Genomic DNA, 20,269 nt, shown 5'->3' with positions numbered 1-20,269 from the left:
GTGTGGAATAGCTGGCAGTTCCGTAAAAGATTTAGATAAGGCATATAACTAAGTGGTATCATTCCTGTGTTTTACCGTTCGTTTCCCGTGCCTTTGCTTCGAGAAAGTTGAATGACGCCCATGTCTCGCTATTCCGATGACCCCCGTCGCGTACACCGCCCACGGGGCATGCGCATCACCGCAGTTGCGACGGTGCTCGCGCTTGCCGGCACGGTCGCCGAAGTCCCGCTGGGTACCTTCACGCCGGTCGCGCACGCGCAGAGGGCGCCCATTCTGCAACCTGGTATCGACCATGGCGAGGTTCGCATTGAAAACGGCAATTGGCGAGGAGCGGTCTTCTTCAACGGATCCGTGCGGGTGAAGACGGTATCCATCGAGTTCGTGCCGCCGGAAACCGCGCCCCCGCCGCTCTTCGCAAGTACTGTTAAGTCAGCGCCGAAGGATGATCCGGTATTCAAAAGAATCCCTGAAGTCTCGCAGTTCAAGCTTGATCACCGCGTTTACAGAAACCGCCAAGAAGTTGTGCTGAAGACATATGATGTCACCGTCCACCGCAGCATCGCGACAACCCCCTCAGGCAATTATGCGATTCGACTGCGCTATGAGCTACCGGAAGAGTTGCAGGTAGAAAGAATGCACCGCCTGATCCTTTGGGGGATGGGCAAGGGCGGTTATCCGACTCCGATGGCCGGTGGTGGCTCCCGGTACACCGTGCCTATGGTCAACATGGCTTCGCCGGGCAAGGTGCGTGTGCATAATCCGGACGAGGAGCCAGTCGGCCGCCCGAAGGTGTTGGTGAACAGGAAGTGGACCAACCGCCAGGGCAAGGAAATCGTCCTCCAGGGTGAGGAAGCGGTTGCCGATAACGGCTCCTACTGGCTGACCTCCAACAACCCAGGAACGACGTACCAGATTGGCGTGCGACCTCCAGCGGGCTTTGTCAGCCCGGCGACCAAGCCGTGGAAGGACGAGGCCACCGCCCCGGATTTTGATCTGTACCCGATCACCGTCACCGGCCGGGTGATCGACGACAAGGGAGTCGGCATCTCCGGTGCACGTGTGACCGTCGGCGGTAAGTCGGCCCAGACTGATCAAAGCGGTAACTTCACCGTGCCCAAGGTTCCGGTGCCCAAGGATCCAGAGGATAAGTACACGCTGGTCGTGGGCGAAACTGAGGACAGTCAGGGGACAGAGGTTGAAGGTGTCAAAGTAGAGGATCAGCGCGTCAACCGCATCGCGGACCCGATCGTTGTGCAGCGCAAGCAGCAGTACGGCAAAGTCAGCGGCAAGGTCAACGGGCTGCCGGAACGCACCAAGGTGAAGGTGCGTGTCGTCGGTACGAACACTGTCGTAGACACCGATGAGAACGCGGAGTTCACCATCCCGAACCTGGCGGTGGGCAAGCACGTGCTCGAGGTCGTCCCAGAGTCGCTGCCGAAGGGGTATTCGGTGACCCAAACGGCAGACGTGGACGTCAAACGCGCAACCACCGCGAACGCAAACTTCACCGCCACGCGCGATAAAGGCAGCATCTCTGGTGTGATCTCCGGCGTGCCGGCCGACAAACAGGTCAAGATCCGCGTCACGGGTCCCGAGATTTTGGAACAGACCGTCTCGGGCGGCCACTACAGCTTCCCGGACCTGCCCACCGGGGACTACCGCGTCGAAGTGATCAAAGACTCCGTGCCACGCGGATACTCCGTCACAGGCCCGCAGAACGCCAAAGTGGAAAAGTACGAAAACAGGACTGTTGGGTTCGCGGTGATTGCGGACAACGTCACGGGCGTGATCAAGGTGGTCGACGACGCCAACAGGCCGGTCGCCGACGCTACAGTCACCGTTGACGGGCGGACCGAAACTACCAACGCCGAAGGCCTTGCAACGTTTGGGGATCTCGCGCCGGGTGCCTACACCGCCGCAGTGTCTGCTGCCAGGGGCAAGTACAGCGGCGCATCCCAGGGGTTCGTGCTGTATCCGGGCGATAATGATCCGGTGACGGTGAAGGTTGGTTCACTGAACCAAACCGGTGGCATTGTTGTCGACGATCTTGGTCAGGCTGTGGCGGGTGCGCAGGTCGTCGTCAAGCAAGGCTCCCGTGTCATCGGCACTTTCCCGACCACCCCGGAAGGCAACTTCAACGCTGGCGCGCTGGCTGCAGGCAACTACACCGCAGAGGTGGCCCGTAACAACACGTACGACGCGGCGAGTGCAAACTTCACAGTCGAACCCGGCGGAGACACCGAGTCAGTGATGCTCAAGGTCGCGCTGCACCGCGGGTCCATCAAGGTTGGCACCTCGGGGCCGTTGGCTCCGACGGAGGTGTTCCTCAACGGCGGCCCGAACAACGAGTACCTGCCGATTGAGGAAGCCGGCGGCGACTACGTCTTGAATGACCTGTACCCGGGCGAGTACACCCTTGGTGGGCGCGCCCCGGAGGGGTACACGATCGAAGGCGGCGGTGCCGTCACCATCAACCCAAATGAGACGTCGGAAAAGACACTCAACGTTGTGCGCAACGTGGGCAATATCGCAGGTAGCGTCACCGGCCTGCCAAGCGGCCAACCCGCCGAGATTCAGGTACGTGGTGCAGACCAGAACACCGCTGGCGTGAAGAAGACTGCGCCCGTGGTCAATGGGACGTATTCGATTGCTGGTCTGCCAACGGGCACCTACACCGTCGAGATTGTTGGCCCGCAGGGGTATTCGGCGCCGTCGCAGGCTGCGAAGGTGAAAAAGGACAGCACCGAAACGCACGACTTTGCGCTCGCGCTGGACAAGGTGGACCTCGTCTTGCAGGTTGTCGACGACACCGGCCACCCCGTCGCCAACGCCAAACTTGATGTCGCCGGACGCACGGTGAATACCAACGCGGAAGGCATGGCTACGGTCGAGGACATCCTGCCCGGAACCTATACGGCCAAAGCCGCCGAAAGCGAGTCCCACAGCGAAGGCAGCCGCGAAGTCACGCTGCAGCCCGGCAAACACAGCAGCGGCGAAATCCTGGTGAAGACGCTCAACGCGGTGAGCGGCACGCTTCTCGACGACCTCTCCGCACCCGTCGCCAACGCCCCCATTCGCATCACCCAGAACGGTAGGGAAATCGCCAAGGATACGACCGACGCACACGGCAGGTTTAACGCGGGCAAACTGCACGCCGGCGAATACACCGTGCAGGTTGAATCCAGCGACAACCACGGAGGAACAACCAAGCGTTTCAGTGTCGAGCCGAACAAGCCGCGCGATCTGGAGCTCACGGTGGCGCTGGTCAAGGGTTCCGTCAACATCACAGTTACAGGCGATGCGGAGCCAGATTCGATCACGATCACGGGTGGTCCGAAAAACCAAACCCGCAACGTGGAAAAGGTTGACGGCAAGTACGTCGTCGATGGCCTCTACCCAGGCGATTACACCGTGACCGCAAAGGCACCGAACAAGCACACCGTCACACGTGAAAACGACGGCAAGGTCACGGTCAAGCCAAGCGAGCAGTCCAACCTGGGCATTACTGTGAAAAAGGAGCCGACGACGTCAAATCCGGCCCCGCAGCCCGAGCCGCAGCCGGATCCGTTCGTGTGGGCACCCGTGGTGGTGCACGCCGGCGAGGTCGGCATCGGCACGCCGACGCGTAAGGGGAGCAGCGACCCGGTGCCGTCTGGGTTCACCACCAACGGCGTGGAAAAGGTCATCTCCGGCCACAAGACGGAACAGGTTTCGCCGAAGGATTCCTGGATTCGTGTGGAGCAGGACGGCACGGTCGTCGCCACGCCACCGCGCGATGCCGCGCCCGGAACTTACCGCGTAGAGGTCAACACACCGACGGGCCAACGCGAGGTCGTCGAGGTTGTCGTGGCTGAAGAAAAACCCATGGCCGATCGCTACACGGTCGAATGGGCAAAAACCCCGGTGCCTGCTGGTGTGGAGCGCTCCTCGAGCTCGCCGCGTGCGCAAGTGGTGGAGCGCGGCTTCACATACGACGACCGCGTGCTGCCCGCAGGTACAACGTTTACAACGGACGCCAAGGGCGTGACCATCGACGCCAAGGGCAGCATCACGTTCAAGCCGGAGGCCAACGCAAAGCGCGGCTCCCACACGGTCCCGGTCACGATCACCTTCCCGGACGGCAGTCCCAAGACGGTCAACGCCGTCTTCGAGGTCGGCGAGCCCATGCTGGCAGACCTGGCAAACCTCGGCTACGAAGACGAGATCATGGTGGTCCCGGGACTGAGCGCAACCGTGCTGCGCACCGGCGACGCTGCGTTGCCCGAGGGGACGACCTTCAAGATGAAATCCGGGTCGAGCCTGGGCGGCTGGTCCGCGACGGTGGACGCGAACACCGGCGACGTGCGAGTCAACGCACCGAAGGTGAACGCGCGTCCGCTCACGGTCAAGGTCATCGCCTACTTCCAGGATGGTTCCACCAAAGAACTTGAAGCGCGCGCTCGCTTGGCCACAGCTTCTGCACACGCCGTGAAAAACTCCATCTCCTACCCGTCTACCACGGTGCGGGTGGGCAACACAGTTGCAGTCGCCGCTGTTGGCGATGCGGTCAAGGGTGCGGTCTTCGACGTGATCGACAACGCTGGCCTTGACGTCGGCGTGAACAGATCCACCGGCGCGCTGCGCATCACGGCGCCGAAGAACGCCGAGATCGACGAAACCTACAAGCCGCTGATCCAGGTGCGCTACCCAGACGGCAGCGCACGCGAAATCACCGCCACGGTCACGGTGCCTTCGGATGCGGCGACGTTTGACGCCGGATATGTTGGAGCGAACGTTCCTATCGGCGGCGAGGCTCGTCCGGAACCTTCGTCGAAACTGCCAGAGGGCACGCGGTTTAGCATCGACGGCTTCAACGAGCAGGGCTGGACAGCAACTATCGACGAAAAAACCGGCCGTATCACCGCCCGGTCCAACGGCAGTGTGCCCAACGGCAAAACCACCTCCGTCAAGGTGCGGGTGACCTACCCGGACGGATCCTCCGAACTGGTCAACGTCCCCCTGACGGCGAGGGCGCCGGAGGAAGTGGTGGTTGAGGACAAGGGGTCGTCGACAAGCGTTGGCTGGATCGCGGTCCTCGTGGGCGCGCTGGCGCTGCTTGCCGGCGTAGGATTCGCCGCATTTTTGAACCAAGACAAGATCATGCAGGTACTGGGTAGGTAGGCAACAACATGCGATTTTCCACAAAAGTAATGGCAGTCGGCCTGTGCGCCGCCCTCGCCCCCGTCTGCGTTATGCCCGCGCAGGCCAAGGTCACACAGCAAGGCAGGCAGGTTGTCGTTGAGGGGCAGCAGAAGAGCACATGGTCGCCGTACATCAACGCGACCGTGCGCCCCGACGGACAGGGCCTCTTCGACTTCGACCACCCCGAAGCCGCCGCCGAGGTGCTCAAGTACGGCCTCAGCACCGACGTGTACGTCAACGAGGCGAAAATGCCCGTCGACTGGAACGCGACGCCCGAAACCCTCAGCAGAGACGACGGAACCGACACGGTTGTCTACACCCAGACGTTTAACGGTGTTGAGGTCAAACGCACCATCAACATTTTCGACAACATCATCCAGTACACCGTCACCGCCACCAACGTCTCGGGCGCCCCGGTCAATGTCCGCGTCGAAGCCGTAAGCGACATCATGGGCGACCACGGCCAACTCCGCGCGCAGCAATACTTCGACGGCGAAATTCGCGTCTCCCCGGAAAAGCCCGGCCACACCGCACGCGTGAAGTTTGCGAACGCCGACCGGTTCGGCGTAGGACCGACCGCTGAGAAAGCCAAGGAGAGCCGCAACGACAACGACGCGCGCTACCAGGCCGGACGCTGGAGCAAGAGCCTCGCAGCGGGTGAGAAACTCGAGGCCGAAACCCAGGCGCGTTTCATCCCGCAGCCAGCCGCGTTCGACTCCGACGGCGACGGGCTGCGCAACTCGTGGGAACGCGTCGGCATGAAACTCTCCTCAGGCAAATCGTTGCCAATCCACCAGTGGGGCGCCGACGAGAACAAACCCGACCTGTTCCTGCAGCTGCACTGGATGCGATCCGAGTGGGAACAGCTCAATTGCGACCGGAAGGAATCCTTCGCGGCATCCGTGGCGGGCTTTACCCAGTTCGCCGACTGTGCGCGTGCAAACACGAAGGACTATGCGCCGTCACCGGAGATCCTCAAGCAGTTGGAGGAGCGCTTCGCCAAACAAGGCATCAATCTCCACATCGTTGCGGGGCCGGAGTACGTCAGTTCCTCGATGTCCAGCATGAAGGAGGCAGACCGCGAGGGCGGCAAGACCGAGGACTACGCCAAAGAATTCATGCCAGGGTTGGCCGATCCGAAGTTGGCCAAAGACGAATGGGCTTACGCGCTGTATGCGCAAAACCAATTCATCTCGGCACGCGAACGGTTGCTGGGAGAACGCAAGGCGGTCTTCCGCGTTGGCGTCATCGGCGACACGATTTCTCGCGGCGACTCCTCGACAGGCCTCGCTTTGGTCAACGACTCCGTATTCTTCGTGGCGAACCATCCTGAGATGACCACGCAGGAGCAGCTGCGCAACACGATCCTGCACGAGTTCGGCCACACCCTGAACCTGCTGCACTACGGCGCGCACGTGGAGTCAAACACGGCACCGGCGCGCGATGACCTCGAAGAGTACAACTCGGTGATGAGTTACGCGCACCAGTTCAACCAGTTCAACTTTGCCGAAAAGGAAACGCACGGCCACGACGAGACCGGCAGGGAGTTTCAGATCCCGGCGGACTGGGCGAACCTGAACCTTCCAGGCGCGAACGTTGGCCAAGGCCACATCGGAGTGAACGACGAGACAGACAAGGAAAACGACAAAGACGACCACGATCACGACCACTCGCACGGCGAGGAAAGCATGCCGGTGCTGACCGAAGGTGACGTCAAAGAACTGGTCATCAACGCGGCAAGCAACAACAAGTACAAGGCAGGCTTTCGTCTCAACGAAACCGCGAACGGTGACAATGGCGTCGTCGCACAGCTTGGCGACGACAACGTCCTGCGCGGCACCATCTCCAACCTGGGAGACGTGGACGAGCGGTTTAAGGTCAGCGTCAACTACGGCTCGGGAGTGTTCCAACAAAGCTACGACCTGAAGCCTGCCGGCAAAGTCGGCGACGAGAAGCAGGTAGACATCAAGCTCGACCGCGCGGCGTTTTTGGACAAGCCGGTCGTTCCGCTGAGCGTAGTGGTTACAAACTCGCGCGGAACGGAAGTGTTTAGCCAGTCCTACAACGTCTCCGCGCTGAACTACACCCGCGAAGAGATGGCGAAGGTGCTTGCCGAGGTGCTTGCCTCCGACGCCCCGGAGTACGTCAAGGACATGGCCCGCAGGAAGCTGCAGCCGAAGGACAAGACCGAAGGGACGAGCAACGCGCCGGCGGCGCAGAAACCGAAGACGCAGCAGCCGCCGGCCAACGGCGACGGTGCGGTCTCGCCAGTGGCGATCATCATCGGCGTGCTGCTCGCTATCGGCGGCCTTGGTGCTGCGCTAGCTGGCTGGGCGATGAGCCAGGGCATGATTTAGCGCATGATCTAACGCCTAGGCTGCCTGCTCCTGCCACCAGGCCAGAAGCCTCTCAAGTGTTTGGAGGAGCGCGTGGTCGGGGCCGGCCGCCTCGACGGAGGGCAGCCTCGATGCACGGAATTGCGGGCCGAGGTTGGCAAACGGGCTCACGGGATGGGTTGCGGTTTTTGAGGAGTCGATTGCCGCAAAGATCTCGTCGAGTTTGCGCTCGACGATCCTGCGTTGCCTCCGGTTGAACGCCTCCGGCGCGAACGGGTTGATGCCGGTGAAGCTCTTGCTGACAAGGCGGTTATCGCGCGGGTCGTACACAAAAACGGCGACTGGGAACGACTCGTCGGACTTCAGGTTCGGTGTGAACTCGATACAAAAGGCGCTGTACCACGCGTTGTCTTGCGAGTCGCCGAGCATCATCACCGTCGCAGCCGTGAGATCTTCCGCAGGGAAGACGCGAGGCGCCGTGAGCGCGAACGCGGGATCCTGCGGTGGCACGATACTGACCGTGTAGTCGTCGTGAGCGACCATGATGCGCTGGACTTCGGCCATGACGTTGGCCATCTCCTCCACGCCATACCAATCGGGCGCGCGTGGGTTGTCCGGTTGGAGCAACGCGCAGTCGATTTCGTGGGTTTCCGGGTCGTGGATGAGTATTGCGACGCGGAGGCCGTTTTCGATGATGTAGTCGTCGTCAATGTGCCAGCGGATGTCGTCGTCGAAACTGTAGTCGTCCTCGTCGTAGTCGTACATGGTGACAAGGTCATCGACTTCCTCGTCGTAAGAATCGAGGTAGTAAAGCTCGTAGGCACGAAAAGCCATAATTATCCCCCCTGGGTGTCGGGCGGAAGCCCCCATTTTGCTTCCGCGTATCGACGAGCCTAAACCACAACCGGCCCCAACACCAGAGCCGGGATGCACAATATATTGTGCATTCCGTAGGGAACCGAGCAACGCAGCAGTAATTGTGGCCGAAAACGCCACACGCGCGAGGAACTTGACACTGAGCTCATGCACAAGACGAGCACCAGCATCAAGCGTGCTTAGTGAGCCGGTTACTCGCCACGCATCAGGGCGAGGGTGAGTTCATAGCAGCGCTCGAGGGAAGGCACCGGCAGAAACTCGTAGATCGAGTGGAAGTTGTGCGCGCCGGTGAAATAGTTCGGGGTGTAGACACCCTGGTTGGACAGCCATGACCCGTCGGTGCCGCCGCGCATATCGATCTCTTTGATCTCGATGCCGAGGCGGCGCATCGTAGCGTGCAGTCGCTCGGAGCCGACGGAATTTTCGGGGGTCTTCGCGTCGGAGATGTTCGCGTAGACATCTTCGATGTCGCAGGTGATGGTGGCGCGGGGGTTTGCTGCGGCAAGGTCGCTGGCAAGCGCGCGTAGACGCTGCTTCTTTTCCTCGTAGCCTTCGCGGTCATGATCGCGGATGCTCAACTGCATGGTGCAGGTGGACTGGTTGCCGTCGATGTGGTTGAGCCAGATAAAGCCCTCACGCCCCTCGGTGTGCTCGGGCGTTTCCTGCGCGTCGAGCTGGTTGGCAAACTCCATTGCCAGTGTGATCGGGTTGACCAGGTTGCCCTTCGCGTTCATCGGGTGGGCGCTGACGCCGGCAATGGTAATGGTGGCGGTGGCGGCGTTGAACGTGGTCTCTACAACCTCGCCGAGCTCGCCGCCGTCGACGGTGTAGGCGTAATCGACGGGGAAGCGGTCAAAATCGATCGTGCGTACACCGCGCAGGCCGATCTCCTCGTCCGGCACGAACGCGATGTAAATGTCGCCGTGTGGGGTCTGACCGCCGAGCTCGGTGACCGCCTCCATGATCGCGGTCACGCCGGCCTTGTCGTCGGCGCCAAGCACGCTCGTGCCGTCCGTGTGGACGATCGGCTGGCCCTCGTACGCTGCAAGTTCCGGGTGGTCGGCGGCGCGCAGCCAGAGGTCGCGCTCGGCGTTGAGGCAAATATCCCCGCCCTTGTAATGAGTTAGCTGCGGATTGACCGTGGGGGAGAGGTTTACATCCACCGTGTCCAGGTGGGAGCAGAAGCCGATCGCGGGGCCGTCGCCGGTGCCGGAGATCTTCGCGGTGACCACGCACGTGTCGGACAGGTGGACGTTGGTGGCCCCGGCGGTGGAGAGCTCGTCGACAAGCAAACGCGCAAACGTCCACTGGCTTTCGGTGGACGGGACCTTGGTTGCGTGAGCGTCGGATTGGCTTTCCGTGCGGACATAGCGGAAGAAACGGTCGGTGAGACGTTGCTGGATCGGGGTGAGAGTGCTCATGCCGCGAGGGTAGCGCGTTAGTTTGCCAGCGCTGCCTCGGAGGTTCGGGTAGGGCTATCGATGGCGCGACCCAGCAGCACCACGAAGATGACCAACGCGATGGTGAGCATGATGTGGCCCAAACCTGCGATGCCGGAGATCGCCGCACCCGACTCCTTGCCCAGCACCGTCAGCGAGCCGTGCAAGATCAGCATGGACACGGTGGTGAGCAAACCTGCGTTGTAGAGCCAGAAGAAGATATTGAAAAGCTTCTTATTGCGCGAGAAGGTGAAGACCTTTTCAAGCGCGAGGAAGATGAGGAACATCATGAAGCCCAGGGCCAAAAGGTGGGTGTGGGTAACGCTGAGCTGGGTGAACTGGCCTTCTGGGAAGTTGTTGGCGCGGGTGAACTCGCGGTAGAACACGCCCGAGATCAGGCCGAAGGCGAGGTAGAAGATTGCGGCTCTGTAGAGGGCCTTCATGGGAAAAACTCCTTTTAGCAACAAAGTGTTGTGAACATTATCTACGTTTGTACCAGAAAGCTCGGTCCTGCGAACCGGGTGTGCCGTTTAAACGATGATGGAGATTGCGTTGATGGCCGAATCCCATAACGCCACGACAGAATGGCTCAGATCGTTTAGCGACGCTTGCCACGACGCAGGCAACCAGGGGTCAGCGGCGCCGTTGCCGAGCGCATTGCGGAAATCTTGTGCACCATGATGGATGTTGTACGTCAACAGTGAACTCAAGCCCATGATGGCCATGCTACGCGCCCGTATGCAGGGCAAACAGTACACGCGTCACATTTTGAAGGCCCATTTGGTGAGACTAATGTTTATGCAGGAACAACCACTTCAAGGAGGAAGACCGTGACAACGGCAGTCGCCCCCGCAGACAGCCCCGAACAACAAACCTCAAACAAACTCAACACAGGAAAAACGATCGCGTTTTTCCTCTCATTTATCGCACTGGCCGCTGTGATCCTGACCCCCATCGCAGGGCTTGCCATGCCAGCGAAGATCGCACTCGGCATGCTTGCGTTTGCCGTGATCATGTGGGTCTCGGAAGCAGTGTCCTACCCGGTCAGTGCGGTCATGATCGTCGGGCTGATCGCAATCATGCTCACGTTCGCCGTGGACCCCGAAACAGGCGAAGCGATCGGTGCCTCCAAGGGCCTGAGTATCGCCATGAGCGGCTTCTCGTCATCGGCGGTGGCGCTTGTTGCTGCGGCACTTGCGCTGGCAACCGCCATGCAGGCGACCGGCCTGCACCGTCGCCTGGCGCTGTATGTGCTGAAGTTCGCCGGCGAGAAAGTTTCCAACATTGTCATCGGAGCGATTGTTATCTCGATCATCCTGGCGTTCTTTGTCCCGTCCGCAACCGCACGCGCCGGCGCCGTCGTGCCGATTCTCATGGGCATGGTGGCCGCCTTCGGTCTGGCCAAGGAATCCAAGCTCGCCGCGCTGCTCGTGATTACGGCAACCCAGGCGGTGTCCATCTGGAACGTCGGCATCAAGACCGCTGCGGCGCAAAACCTCGTGGCTGTCGGCTTCATCGAAGACCAAATGGGCCAGACCGTCTCCTGGGGCCAGTGGTTCATCTGGGCCGCACCGTGGTCGATCCTGATGTCCATCGCCCTGTACTTCATCATGCGTGCCGCCATTAAGCCTGAGGTGGAGTCGATTGATGGGGGACGTGAGCTCGTCGAAAAGCAGCTCGCGGAAATGGGACCCATGACCGGCGCTGAGAAGCGCCTCACCGCCATCGCAGTGTTGCTGCTGTTCTTCTGGGCCACCGAAGGCGTGCTGCACCCGATTTCCTCCGCAACCATCACCATCGTCGCCGTCGGCTTCATGCTTATGCCGGTCATTGGCGTGATGGACTGGAAGTACGCCCAGCAGCAGATCAACTGGGGCACCCTCGTCGTGTTCGCCGCCGGCATCTCCCTGGGCAAGTTCCTGCTGGACACTGGCGCTGCAACCTGGCTGTCTGAGGCAACCTTCGGCGCTATCGGCCTGTCCTCGATGCCGATCCTCGCCGCGATCGCCCTGGTGTCGCTGTTTAACATCCTGATCCACCTGGGCTTCGCCTCCGCGACCTCGCTTGCCTCCGCGCTGATCCCCGTGTTCATCGCCCTTGCAGCCACCCTGGACGTGCCCAACGGCGGCATCGGGTTCGTGATCATCCAGCAGTTCGTCATCTGCTTCGGCTTCCTGCTGCCGGTCTCCGCACCGCAAAACATGCTGGCCTACGGCACCGGCGCGTTTACCTCCAAGCAGTTCCTGCGCAGCGGTATCCCACTGACCATCGTGGCCTACCTGCTCATCCTGCTGCTGTCCGCCACCTACTGGAACTGGATCGGCCTGGTCTAGATACGCCGTATTACTCCAGGATAAGGCCCAGGTGCAGCGTCGAAAGTTCGTGCTCGCCTGGGCCTTTTGCTAACCCCGCAAACTCGGCGGCGGTCTCACGTGTGACGGGGATGATCCAGCCGTACTTCGGATCCAGCACAGGCTCGGACCTGCGGTCTACCGGCACGAACGTGACGGAGCGTTCGTTGGGGGAGGTGAGTTGCACGGCGTCGTCGATACGCGAAAGCTCCTCGAGTGCCCTCGCTGAGGTGGTCACGATGATGATCTTCTCGTTGGTATCGGGCGCAAGCCGCGCCGTGTGCACCTGCAGCTTATCGACGACCACCGGCACCACCCGCCCCGGCAACTCCACCAGCCGAGGCTGGTTCAACCCGAAAAGTTCACGCGCGCGGTCGATGATTCCCATGACAAGGGAGTGTATAAGGTGACCAGTATGTCTGAATCGCACCGCGTCGACATGGTGATGTCGTACGGCACCGGCGACCTCGTCGTCACACCCCACGACTACGAAACACCCCTACGCCGCGGCAACCGCCTCACACGCGCCGGATGGAAATCCATCTTCCGCCGCGTGGTCACAGACTTTTCCAACGACGCCATGGTGGACCGCGCCGCCACCCTGACCTATTACACCCTGCTGTCGGTCGCGCCGATGCTGCTCGCCGCATACTCCATCTTCAGCCTGCTCATGCCGCGTGGCGACGACATGGCCGACTCAATCATCGCCGACCTCGTCGCCCAATACGTACCGGTGCAACTGCAATCAGAAGCCCTGCGTCTCCTGACAGTCATCGTGGCCACCCCAGCAGAAAGCACCATCGCCCTGGCAGTGTCAGTGGTGATTTCGCTCCTGTCAGCATCCGCGTACGTGCGATCCTTCTCCCGCAACGCCAACCTCATCTACGGACGCACCGAAGGCCGCCCACTCGTCGTGACATGGATAACCATGTGGCTTGTCACGGTCGTTTTGGTCATTGGCGCATTGGTGATCGTGCTCGGGGCCCTGCTGACCGACTCAATCGTCAACGCCGTATTCGAACCCATCGCGCGACCCCTACGACTTGAGGACGAACTGCACTACCTCACCGCAATCTTCCTCCCCGTCTGGGACTACCTGCGCACCCCCGTCATCGCAGTGGTCTCAATCGCGCTCGTCTCCGTGCTCTACTACTTCGCCCCCAACGTCAAACCCGGCAAATTCCGCCTGCTCACCCTCGGATCCGCAAGCGCGCTCCTCGTCATCGGTGCGCTATGGATCGGGTTTTCCTGGTACCTCAAACTCGTCGGCATACGCAGCACCTACGGCGCATTCGGCACCGTCCTGGCGGTACTCGCCCTGATCTGGTTGATGAACATCGTGCTGCTCGAAGGCGTAAAAATCGACGCCGAAGTCCTACGCGCCAAAGAACTCCAACACGGCATGGACTCACGCCGCCACATCCAGGCACCACCACGCTCCAACAGTGGGGCGGCGTGGCGGCTGCAGACCCGCCGGTGGACCGACCGCGCCGCCGACGAAATCCTGGACAGGCGTGATGTAGGCCATGAGTAGGGGGCCGGCGAGCTCCTCTCATCGAAGGGAATCCGCGTCAATGCCGTTGCGCCGGGGCCGATCTGGACCGTGATCCAGCCCGCTGAGGGGCAGCCGGAGGAGGTCGTCGACAACTTCGCCCAGGGCTCCGACATCGGACGACCAGGACAGCCGGCCGAGCTCGCCGGCGCGTACGTGTTCCTCGCCTCCGAGGACGCGTCGTACATCTCCGGTGAGACGCTTGCGGTTACCGGCGGCGCGCTGACGCCGTAACACTGAACACCGTTGAAAGTGCCACGGGCGTGCGCGTAGGCTCGCGGGCATGATTGACGCCCGCGACACCGCCCTCATCTTTGAGGGCGGTGGCACCCGCAACTCCTACACCGCACCCGTGGTGGAAAAGCTCATCGCGGAGGAGGTCCAGTTCGGCTGGGTCGGCGGCATTTCCGCAGGCTCGGTCCACGCGCTGAACTTCGTCTCCCGCGACACGTGGCGCTCTGAAAACGCGTTCACGGAGTTTCCGGGTAACCCCAAGTTCGGCGGCTGGCGCTCTGTGGTGCGAGGCAAGGGCCTGATCAACGGCGAATGGGCGTACGAGCAATCCGAGGACGTCCTGCCGTTCGACTTTGACGCGTTTGCCCGGACCACCGAGGAGGTCCACGTGGAGGCCGTGCGCGCCGACACAGGGGAGACGGTGGCGTTTAACCGCGACAACCTGCGCACTTTGGAGGATGTCGCCCTCGCCGCGCGGACGTCGTCGACGATGCCGGTCCTGATGAAGATGCGCGAGATCGACGGCGTGCCCTACGTCGATGGCGCGCTGGGCACCTCGGGCGGTTTGCTTATCGACGCCGCCCGCGCCGCCGGCTACACTCGTTTCCTCGCCGTGCTCACCCGCCCGCGCGACTACGTCAAGGGGCCGCAAAAGCGCGAGCGCGCCGTGCGTCGCATCATGCGCAGCACGCCGAAAGTCGCCGACGCCATGATTGCTCGGCCGGGCATTTACAACGCTGCGAAGCAGTCGCTTATCGACGAAGCGGCAGCCGGCAACGCCTACATTTTCTTCCCCGATGCGATGGGAGTGGAGTCCACCGAGCTCAACGCGGAGAAACTGTGGGCGAACTACGCTGCCGGCCAGGCCCAGGTGGAGCGCGACTGGCCCGCGATGCGCGAGTTCCTCACCGCGAAGCGCTAGTCCGCGATGAGCGGCTCGATGGTGAGCTCCGGGTGCTCCTTCTCGACGAAAGCCAGCTTCCACTTGTCACCGAACAGCGCGATGATCTCGCCATCTGTACGCGTGAAAATTTCCACGCCGCGCTGGCGACCCAACTCCGGGGCGGACTCGGCGTCGGTGCGGCGCGCCACCGAGTAGGGGATCGGCTCGGTGACGGTTTCCACGTTGTACTCGTTTTCCATGCGAGCCTGCATGACTTCGAACTGCATGGGGCCGACGGCGGCCATGACCGGGGCGGCGTCGCCACGCGTATCGTTGCGCAGGATCTGCACCACGCCCTCGGCATCCAACTGCTCAAGCGCCTTGCGGAACTGCTTGTACTTACCCAGCGACTTCGCACGCAGCGTCCGGAAGTGCTCCGGTGCGAACTGCGGCATCGGCGGGAACTGGACCTTCTTGCCGGAGTAGATCGTGTCACCCGGCGCCAGCGCACCCGCGTTGACCAGGCCAATGATGTCGCCCGGGAACGCCGTCTCCACGGTGTCGCGGTTGCGGCCGAAGACGGTCAGGGCGTACTTCGTGGAAAAGCTGCGGCCCGACTGGGCGTGCGTGACCTGCATACCGCGATCGAACTCGCCGGAAACCACGCGCATAAACGCCAACGTATCGCGGTGGTTCTTATCCATGCCGGCCTGGACCTTGAACACCACGCCGGAGAAGTCGTCGCCAACTTCGCGCTCGGTATCCATCGCGGTCGTGGAGGCTTCCACAGCCTTCGGGTCGGAGGCGCGGCCCTCAGGTGCCGGGGCGATCGCGCACAGGGTGTCCAGGATCTGGTGCACGCCGAAGTTCAGCATCGCCGAGGCGAAAATGATGGGGGAGGTGATGCACTGTTCGAAGAGCTGCTGGTCGTGGACGGCGCCGTCGGCAAGTAAAAGCTCCGCTTCTTCGAGCGCGGTGTCCCACGCGTCGCCTTCCTTCGCGGCGGCCTCGTCGGCGGAGTAGTGCTCCTCTGGCGCAATCGTCGAACCGCCGGCTGTGCGGGTGAAGTGCACGTACCCGTCGATCTCGCCATCGGAGGAGACGTGCGCGAGCCCGCGGAAGTCACCCGCTTCGCCTACCGGCCAGTACAGAGGGGTGGGTTGGAGGTCGATTTCGGTAACGATTTCGTCGACAAGTTCAAGCGGCTCACGACCCACGCGGTCCCACTTGTTAATCACCGTGACAATCGGCAGGCCACGCGCCTTGCACACACGAAACAGTTTCAGGGTCTGCGGCTCGAGGCCCTTCGCCGCGTCGATCAGCATCACCGCAGCATCGACCGCAGAAAGCACACGGTAGGTGTCCTCGGAAAAGTCCGCGTGGCCCGGAGTATCGACGAGGTTGACCACATACGGCTCGCCCTCGTGCCCCTCCGGCGCGTACTCGAACTGCAAGGCGGACGACGCGACGGAAATACCGCGCTCCTTTTCCATCTCCATCCAGTCCGACACCGTCGACTTACGGTTGCCCTTACCGTGCACCGCGCCAGCTTCCGAAATCACATGCGCATGCAGCGCCAGCGCCTCCGTCAACGTGGACTTACCCGCATCCGGGTGGGCGATAACAGCGAACGTGCGGCGGCGGGCGGCCTCGGAAACAGTGCTCATGGGGCGCTAGCTTATCGACGACCCACCCACCGAGTACAGTCGCGTACATGACAACAATTGGCGTATTTCTAGGATCCATCCGACAAGGCCGCGTCGGCGAAGGCGTCGCCCACTGGGTAACCGACACCGGCAACGCCCGCGACGGCGTCGAATACCGACTCCTCGACCTCGCAGAGTTCAACGTCCCGGCGCTCACCGCCGCCACCGTGCCGGGCGCCGCCAACAAACAATACGAGCACGACGCCGTCACCGCCTGGTCAAACGCCATCGACGCCTGCGACGGCTTCGTCTTCGTCACCCCTGAGTACAACCACTCCATCCCCGGCACGATGAAAAACGCCTTCGACTCACTCGCCTCCGAGTGGGCAGGCAAGCCGGTCGCGTTCGTCGGCTACAGCGGCACCGGCGCGATTCGCGCGATTGAGCACTGGCGTCAGATCGTCGCTAATTTCTCCATGTTTGACATCCGCAACCAGGTGGGCATCAACATCTTCGGCACCGACCTCGAGGAAGAAAAGGCCGCCAACACCGACGCGCTGGGCACTGTGCTCACCGACCTAGAGCAGGCAATTAGCGCGCGTGGATAACGTTCTGCGCCTTCGCTAACCCCTCGGCGACGACCAGGCGAGCCGCCTCCGCCGCGGTTGCGATGTCCTCGTCGCCGGAAATATCACTGAGCACCCAATCCGGCACGGCCGTACCCTTCGGCGGCCGGCCAATACCGATGCGCACCCGAACGTAATCGCGCGTGCCCAAATGCTCCGTAATCGACTTCAGACCGTTATGGCCGTTCTCGTTCCCGCCCAGTTTCACGCGGACTTTGCCGGCTGGGAGATCGAGCTCGTCGTGAAGCACAATGACCCGCTCCGGCGGCACGTTGAACTTCCGGACAAGGGGAGCGACCGCCTCACCCGACAGATTCATATACGTCTGCGGCTTGCAACGCGCCACACCGTCGATCTTCGGCAACTCATCGAGCGCCAAAAAGCCCACATTGTGCTTCGTGCGTGCATACTCCGCACCCGGGTTACCCAACCCCACAACCAGCCAATCAGCCTTGGGACGTCTGAAAAAACCAAACACGTGCCACACTGTACCCATGGAATTTCCACGCGTGATCGCAGCACCCATGGCCGGCGGACCATCCACACCCGAACTCGTCAACGCGGTGTCGTTCGGCTTCATCGCGCTCGGCACCTGCAGCGTATCCCAGGCACGTTCATGGCTAGTGGCGTGCGAAGCACCGTTCGGCGCGAACCTCTTCGTGCCACAACCCGAGCCATTGCCTGACGACGTCCACCGCACCGCCCACCACCTCCAACAGGCAGTTCCGGCACTCGAATCCGACTACGCCGAAAAGTTCGCCGCCGTGCTGGAGGCCGCACCCGCCGTGGTGTCCTCGACGTTCGGCTGCTTCACCGAAACCGAGATCGCACAACTGCATGCGGTCGGCTCGGAAGCCTGGGCGACAGTGACCAACGAGGCCGAACTACTCGAAGCCCAAGCCAGGGGAGTCGACGGCGTAATCATCCAGGGCCCACGCGCCGGTGGACACCGCGGCACCTGGAGCCAACACGACGACCCTGACCAGCGCTCATTGCCGGAGTTGCTCGCAGATCTGCGGCCCCTCGCCACCGTTCCCGTGATCGCCGCCGGCGGCATCCGTGGACCCGAAGACGTGGCCGCGATCGACGTGCCCGTCGCCTGCGGCACCGCATTCCTCCTCGCCGACGAAGCCGGCACCAGCCAACACAACCGCGAACTCCTGCGCACCGACACACCCGCCGTCGTCACCCGCGCCTTCTCCGGACGGTGGGCGAGCGGTGTGGAAACAGATTTCACGCGGGAAAATCCTGACCTGCCGCCGACCTACCCGTATTTACGGCCGATGACCAGGGATAACGACTACTGCCTCGTCGGCGCCGACCGGGGAGCGTTGATGGCTGCACCGGCGGCCGAGATCGAACGGATACTCACGCCCTAGGCGGCCGAGGCAGAAGTACGCCTACTGGACAGGCTCGGCGTCTAGTACACGCGGGTGGTGTTCTCGATCGCACCGAGCCCTTCGATCTCAACCCGCACCGTGTCGCCATTTTTCAGGTAGCGCTTCGGATCACGCGCGTGGCCAACACCGTCCGGGGTGCCGGTGGCGATCACATCACCCGGTTCCAGCGGATACAGATGCGAGATGAATTCGATGAGTTTCGCGGGGGTGAACACGAGGTCGTCGGTACGCGAATGCTGCATCACCTCACCATTAACCGTCGTCGTAATCGCGGGACCCGGCTGCCACTGCGTATCCAGCCACGGGCCGAACCCCGCCGTCTTCTCCAACGACTTGCCCTGGTGCCACTGCTGCGTGCGCTTCTGATACGTGCGCTGCGTGTAGTCGTTGATTACGCTGTAGCCAGCAATGTAATCCGCACCGTTGGACACATGGCGCGCCCGCTTACCGACGACCACCGCCAACTCACCCTCAAAATCCAACGACTCCGCATGGAACTCCGGCACCTCAGCGTCGTCATACGGCCCAACGAGCGCCTCCGGGAACTTAATGAACAGCGTCGGCACATCCGGCTGCTCATGCCCCATCTCCGCGATATGCTTCGCGTAATTTAGCCCCACGCAAATGATCTTGCCGGGGCGCGGAATCACCGGCGCCAAATCAGCGGGGGAGAAGGTAAACTCCTCGCCCTCCTCGAATTTTCCCGCGTGCAAAAGTGCGCCGACGTCGGGGGCGTTGAGCTTGACGGCGCGGGTGTCATCGATAAGCCGGGCCGCGGTGGTGGTGTTTCCAGTCCTGATCGTTGCAAGTCTCATGCGGCTAGCCTAACGCGCGCAGAATCTCATCCGCCGCGTCCGCAGCCGCAATCGCGAGATCTACCTGCTCTTTTGCACTGAATGGTTTCAGCACATAATCCGCCGGCGCCATCCGTCCGGGCGGGCGACCGATGCCGACGGCGACCTTGTTGTACGGCTTGTTCAGCGCCTTGGTCACCGACTTCAGCCCGTTATGGCCGTGATCGCCACCGCCGAGACGGATCTTCACCTCGCCGAGGTCCAGATCGAGCTCGTCGTGAATCACATACACGTCTTCCGGCTTCACGCCGAAATAATCTGCGAGCGCCTTCACCGGCCCGCCCGAAACATTCATGAAACTGCGCGTGCGCGCAACGATCACGCGGTCCTTAGCCAGGCGTCCCGCCGCCAACTCCGCCACCTCGGTGTTAGTGCGCTTGTGTGCCGACAAGGTTGCGGGCATCGGGGTGGTGCGCTCCAAAAGCTCATTGACGACGACCACACCCGCGTTATGACGCGTATTTTCATACTGAGGGCCAGGATTCCCAAGACCAACGATCAGAACAGTCACGACGCACATAGTACTTCTCACCAGCGGTTTGTGGAATTTGGTGTGGGAGTTATCCACATTTTTGTGGTGGGTCTTGTGCGGTGGTTGATCGCTTCGTAGCGTTTATGCCATGGCATTTGTAGACCTTCTCGGCTTCCGGCTTTCGGACATCGCCGACTTCGACCGCGACACAGCCCTTGCTGCCGGGCTGAACCCGTCGCGCATCCGAGAATGGTCACGCGTACACGACGTCTACTACGGAGCGACGAAATTCACGCGGAAACAATCCGACGCACGCCACATGGCAGCAGACACACCCTTGGATCAGTTGTGCTTGATTGAACGCAAACTCGCCGTGGTTGAAGATGCCGCGAAGCGTTGGCGGTTGCGTTTTACCCTGC

The 20,269-nt window shown here is 61.9% G+C and carries 16 protein-coding genes and 2 pseudogenes; 9 read left to right on the top strand and 9 right to left on the bottom strand.

Going from position 1 to position 20,269, the window contains the following annotated elements; genetic code table 11:
- The first annotated feature begins 120 nt into the window (after positions 1-120).
- Both HMPREF2734_RS10555 and HMPREF2734_RS10550 read left to right on the top strand, forming a co-directional pair.
- Positions 121-5,160 carry a carboxypeptidase regulatory-like domain-containing protein gene (locus HMPREF2734_RS10555; protein ID WP_070570899.1) on the top strand — a complete coding sequence of 1,680 codons (5,040 nt, stop codon included), beginning with the start codon at positions 121-123 and terminating at the stop codon, positions 5,158-5,160.
- An 8-nt stretch (positions 5,161-5,168) separates the two neighbouring features.
- Entirely contained in the window at positions 5,169-7,538 is a 2,370-nt protein-coding gene (locus HMPREF2734_RS10550; RefSeq protein WP_141750482.1) for a zinc metalloprotease, read from the top strand.
- 15 nt (positions 7,539-7,553) lie between these two features.
- Here HMPREF2734_RS10550 and HMPREF2734_RS10545 read toward each other — a convergent pair whose 3' ends face one another.
- From HMPREF2734_RS10545 to HMPREF2734_RS10530, 4 genes are all read right to left on the bottom strand, one after another.
- Complete coding sequence (locus HMPREF2734_RS10545; protein ID WP_070570895.1) at positions 7,554-8,351, bottom strand: hypothetical protein; 798 nt, start codon at positions 8,349-8,351, stop codon at positions 7,554-7,556.
- A 233-nt stretch (positions 8,352-8,584) separates the two neighbouring features.
- A complete protein-coding gene (gene pepT / locus HMPREF2734_RS10540) occupies positions 8,585-9,814 on the bottom strand; it encodes a peptidase T (RefSeq protein WP_070570892.1) in 1,230 nt (409 codons plus the stop codon).
- Between the two features lie 17 nt (positions 9,815-9,831).
- Positions 9,832-10,275 (bottom strand): DUF2871 domain-containing protein, encoded by a 444-nt coding sequence (locus HMPREF2734_RS10535; RefSeq protein WP_070570890.1) that lies wholly within the window; start codon positions 10,273-10,275, stop codon positions 9,832-9,834.
- Positions 10,276-10,362: 87 nt separating this feature from the next.
- A complete protein-coding gene (locus tag HMPREF2734_RS10530) occupies positions 10,363-10,548 on the bottom strand; it encodes a hypothetical protein (RefSeq protein ID WP_141750481.1) in 186 nt (61 codons plus the stop codon).
- Between the two features lie 114 nt (positions 10,549-10,662).
- On the opposite strand from HMPREF2734_RS10530, the gene HMPREF2734_RS10525 reads away from it, so the two are divergent.
- Positions 10,663-12,165 (top strand): SLC13 family permease, encoded by a 1,503-nt coding sequence (locus HMPREF2734_RS10525; protein ID WP_070570886.1) that lies wholly within the window; start codon positions 10,663-10,665, stop codon positions 12,163-12,165.
- A 10-nt stretch (positions 12,166-12,175) separates the two neighbouring features.
- On the opposite strand, the gene HMPREF2734_RS10520 is transcribed toward HMPREF2734_RS10525, so the two are convergent.
- On the bottom strand, positions 12,176-12,571 hold the full coding sequence (locus tag HMPREF2734_RS10520) for a hypothetical protein (RefSeq protein ID WP_070421251.1): 396 nt from the start codon (positions 12,569-12,571) through the stop codon (positions 12,176-12,178).
- A gap of 27 nt (positions 12,572-12,598) precedes the next feature.
- On the opposite strand from HMPREF2734_RS10520, the gene HMPREF2734_RS10515 reads away from it, so the two are divergent.
- The 3 genes and pseudogenes from HMPREF2734_RS10515 (at position 12,599) to HMPREF2734_RS10505 (ending at position 14,891) form a co-directional block, all read left to right on the top strand.
- Positions 12,599-13,717: a YihY/virulence factor BrkB family protein gene (locus HMPREF2734_RS10515; RefSeq protein ID WP_070570884.1), complete on the top strand. Its 1,119-nt coding sequence runs from the start codon at positions 12,599-12,601 to the stop codon at positions 13,715-13,717.
- Positions 13,718-13,738: 21 nt separating this feature from the next.
- A pseudogene (locus HMPREF2734_RS10510) lies at positions 13,739-13,969 on the top strand (SDR family oxidoreductase); the annotation flags it as partial.
- A 49-nt stretch (positions 13,970-14,018) separates the two neighbouring features.
- Positions 14,019-14,891, top strand: coding sequence for a patatin-like phospholipase family protein (locus tag HMPREF2734_RS10505; RefSeq protein WP_070421248.1), 873 nt, complete (start codon positions 14,019-14,021; stop codon positions 14,889-14,891).
- On the opposite strand, the gene HMPREF2734_RS10500 is transcribed toward HMPREF2734_RS10505, so the two are convergent.
- On the bottom strand, positions 14,888-16,519 hold the full coding sequence (locus HMPREF2734_RS10500; RefSeq protein WP_070570882.1) for a peptide chain release factor 3: 1,632 nt from the start codon (positions 16,517-16,519) through the stop codon (positions 14,888-14,890). The two genes, HMPREF2734_RS10505 and HMPREF2734_RS10500, sit on opposite strands and share 4 nt — an antisense overlap.
- Before the next feature lie 47 nt (positions 16,520-16,566).
- Here HMPREF2734_RS10500 and HMPREF2734_RS10495 point away from each other — a divergent pair, with 47 nt between their 5' ends.
- Positions 16,567-17,106 (top strand): NADPH-dependent FMN reductase, encoded by a 540-nt coding sequence (locus HMPREF2734_RS10495; protein ID WP_070570880.1) that lies wholly within the window; start codon positions 16,567-16,569, stop codon positions 17,104-17,106.
- Here HMPREF2734_RS10495 and pth (HMPREF2734_RS10490) read toward each other — a convergent pair.
- Entirely contained in the window at positions 17,090-17,620 is a 531-nt protein-coding gene (pth, locus tag HMPREF2734_RS10490; protein WP_070570878.1) for an aminoacyl-tRNA hydrolase, read from the bottom strand. The two genes, HMPREF2734_RS10495 and pth (HMPREF2734_RS10490), sit on opposite strands and share 17 nt — an antisense overlap.
- Between pth (HMPREF2734_RS10490) and HMPREF2734_RS10485 the strand changes: the two genes are divergently transcribed.
- Positions 17,619-18,503, top strand: coding sequence for an NAD(P)H-dependent flavin oxidoreductase (locus HMPREF2734_RS10485; protein ID WP_070570876.1), 885 nt, complete (start codon positions 17,619-17,621; stop codon positions 18,501-18,503). The two genes, pth (HMPREF2734_RS10490) and HMPREF2734_RS10485, sit on opposite strands and share 2 nt — an antisense overlap.
- Positions 18,504-18,544: 41 nt before the next feature.
- Here the strand turns inward: HMPREF2734_RS10485 and HMPREF2734_RS10480 are convergent, their stop codons facing one another.
- Together HMPREF2734_RS10480 and pth (HMPREF2734_RS10475) are read right to left on the bottom strand one after the other, a co-directional pair.
- Positions 18,545-19,339, bottom strand: a complete 795-nt coding sequence (locus tag HMPREF2734_RS10480; protein ID WP_070570875.1) for a fumarylacetoacetate hydrolase family protein — start codon at positions 19,337-19,339, stop codon at positions 18,545-18,547.
- Between the two features lie 4 nt (positions 19,340-19,343).
- On the bottom strand, positions 19,344-19,889 hold the full coding sequence (gene pth / locus HMPREF2734_RS10475) for an aminoacyl-tRNA hydrolase (RefSeq protein WP_246816825.1): 546 nt from the start codon (positions 19,887-19,889) through the stop codon (positions 19,344-19,346).
- A 109-nt stretch (positions 19,890-19,998) separates the two neighbouring features.
- Between pth (HMPREF2734_RS10475) and HMPREF2734_RS10470 the strand changes: the two are divergent.
- Positions 19,999-20,269: pseudogene (locus HMPREF2734_RS10470) on the top strand (hypothetical protein); the annotation flags it as partial.

It is taken from the genome of Corynebacterium sp. HMSC055D05 (assembly GCF_001810365.1).
Classification (GTDB): Bacteria; Actinomycetota; Actinomycetes; order Mycobacteriales; family Mycobacteriaceae; genus Corynebacterium; species Corynebacterium coyleae.
This window is presented reverse-complemented; position numbering and strand designations above follow the sequence as displayed.

What these genes read in the sequence shown, in the direction of transcription:
- HMPREF2734_RS10515 (WP_070570884.1), top strand. Translation starts at nt 12,599, where the DNA reads ATGTCTGAATCGCACCGCGTCGACATGGTGATGTCGTACGGCACCGGC.
- HMPREF2734_RS10545 (WP_070570895.1), bottom strand. Translation starts at nt 8,351, where the DNA reads ATGGCTTTTCGTGCCTACGAGCTTTACTACCTCGATTCTTACGACGAG.
- HMPREF2734_RS10505 (WP_070421248.1), top strand. Translation starts at nt 14,019, where the DNA reads ATGATTGACGCCCGCGACACCGCCCTCATCTTTGAGGGCGGTGGCACC.
- HMPREF2734_RS10530 (WP_141750481.1), bottom strand. Translation starts at nt 10,548, where the DNA reads ATGGGCTTGAGTTCACTGTTGACGTACAACATCCATCATGGTGCACAA.
- HMPREF2734_RS10485 (WP_070570876.1), top strand. Translation starts at nt 17,619, where the DNA reads ATGGAATTTCCACGCGTGATCGCAGCACCCATGGCCGGCGGACCATCC.
- pepT (WP_070570892.1), bottom strand. Translation starts at nt 9,814, where the DNA reads ATGAGCACTCTCACCCCGATCCAGCAACGTCTCACCGACCGTTTCTTC.
- HMPREF2734_RS10520 (WP_070421251.1), bottom strand. Translation starts at nt 12,571, where the DNA reads ATGGGAATCATCGACCGCGCGCGTGAACTTTTCGGGTTGAACCAGCCT.
- HMPREF2734_RS10500 (WP_070570882.1), bottom strand. Translation starts at nt 16,519, where the DNA reads ATGAGCACTGTTTCCGAGGCCGCCCGCCGCCGCACGTTCGCTGTTATC.
- pth (WP_070570878.1), bottom strand. Translation starts at nt 17,620, where the DNA reads ATGGGTACAGTGTGGCACGTGTTTGGTTTTTTCAGACGTCCCAAGGCT.
- HMPREF2734_RS10480 (WP_070570875.1), bottom strand. Translation starts at nt 19,339, where the DNA reads ATGAGACTTGCAACGATCAGGACTGGAAACACCACCACCGCGGCCCGG.
- HMPREF2734_RS10555 (WP_070570899.1), top strand. Translation starts at nt 121, where the DNA reads ATGTCTCGCTATTCCGATGACCCCCGTCGCGTACACCGCCCACGGGGC.
- HMPREF2734_RS10495 (WP_070570880.1), top strand. Translation starts at nt 16,567, where the DNA reads ATGACAACAATTGGCGTATTTCTAGGATCCATCCGACAAGGCCGCGTC.
- HMPREF2734_RS10550 (WP_141750482.1), top strand. Translation starts at nt 5,169, where the DNA reads ATGCGATTTTCCACAAAAGTAATGGCAGTCGGCCTGTGCGCCGCCCTC.
- HMPREF2734_RS10535 (WP_070570890.1), bottom strand. Translation starts at nt 10,275, where the DNA reads ATGAAGGCCCTCTACAGAGCCGCAATCTTCTACCTCGCCTTCGGCCTG.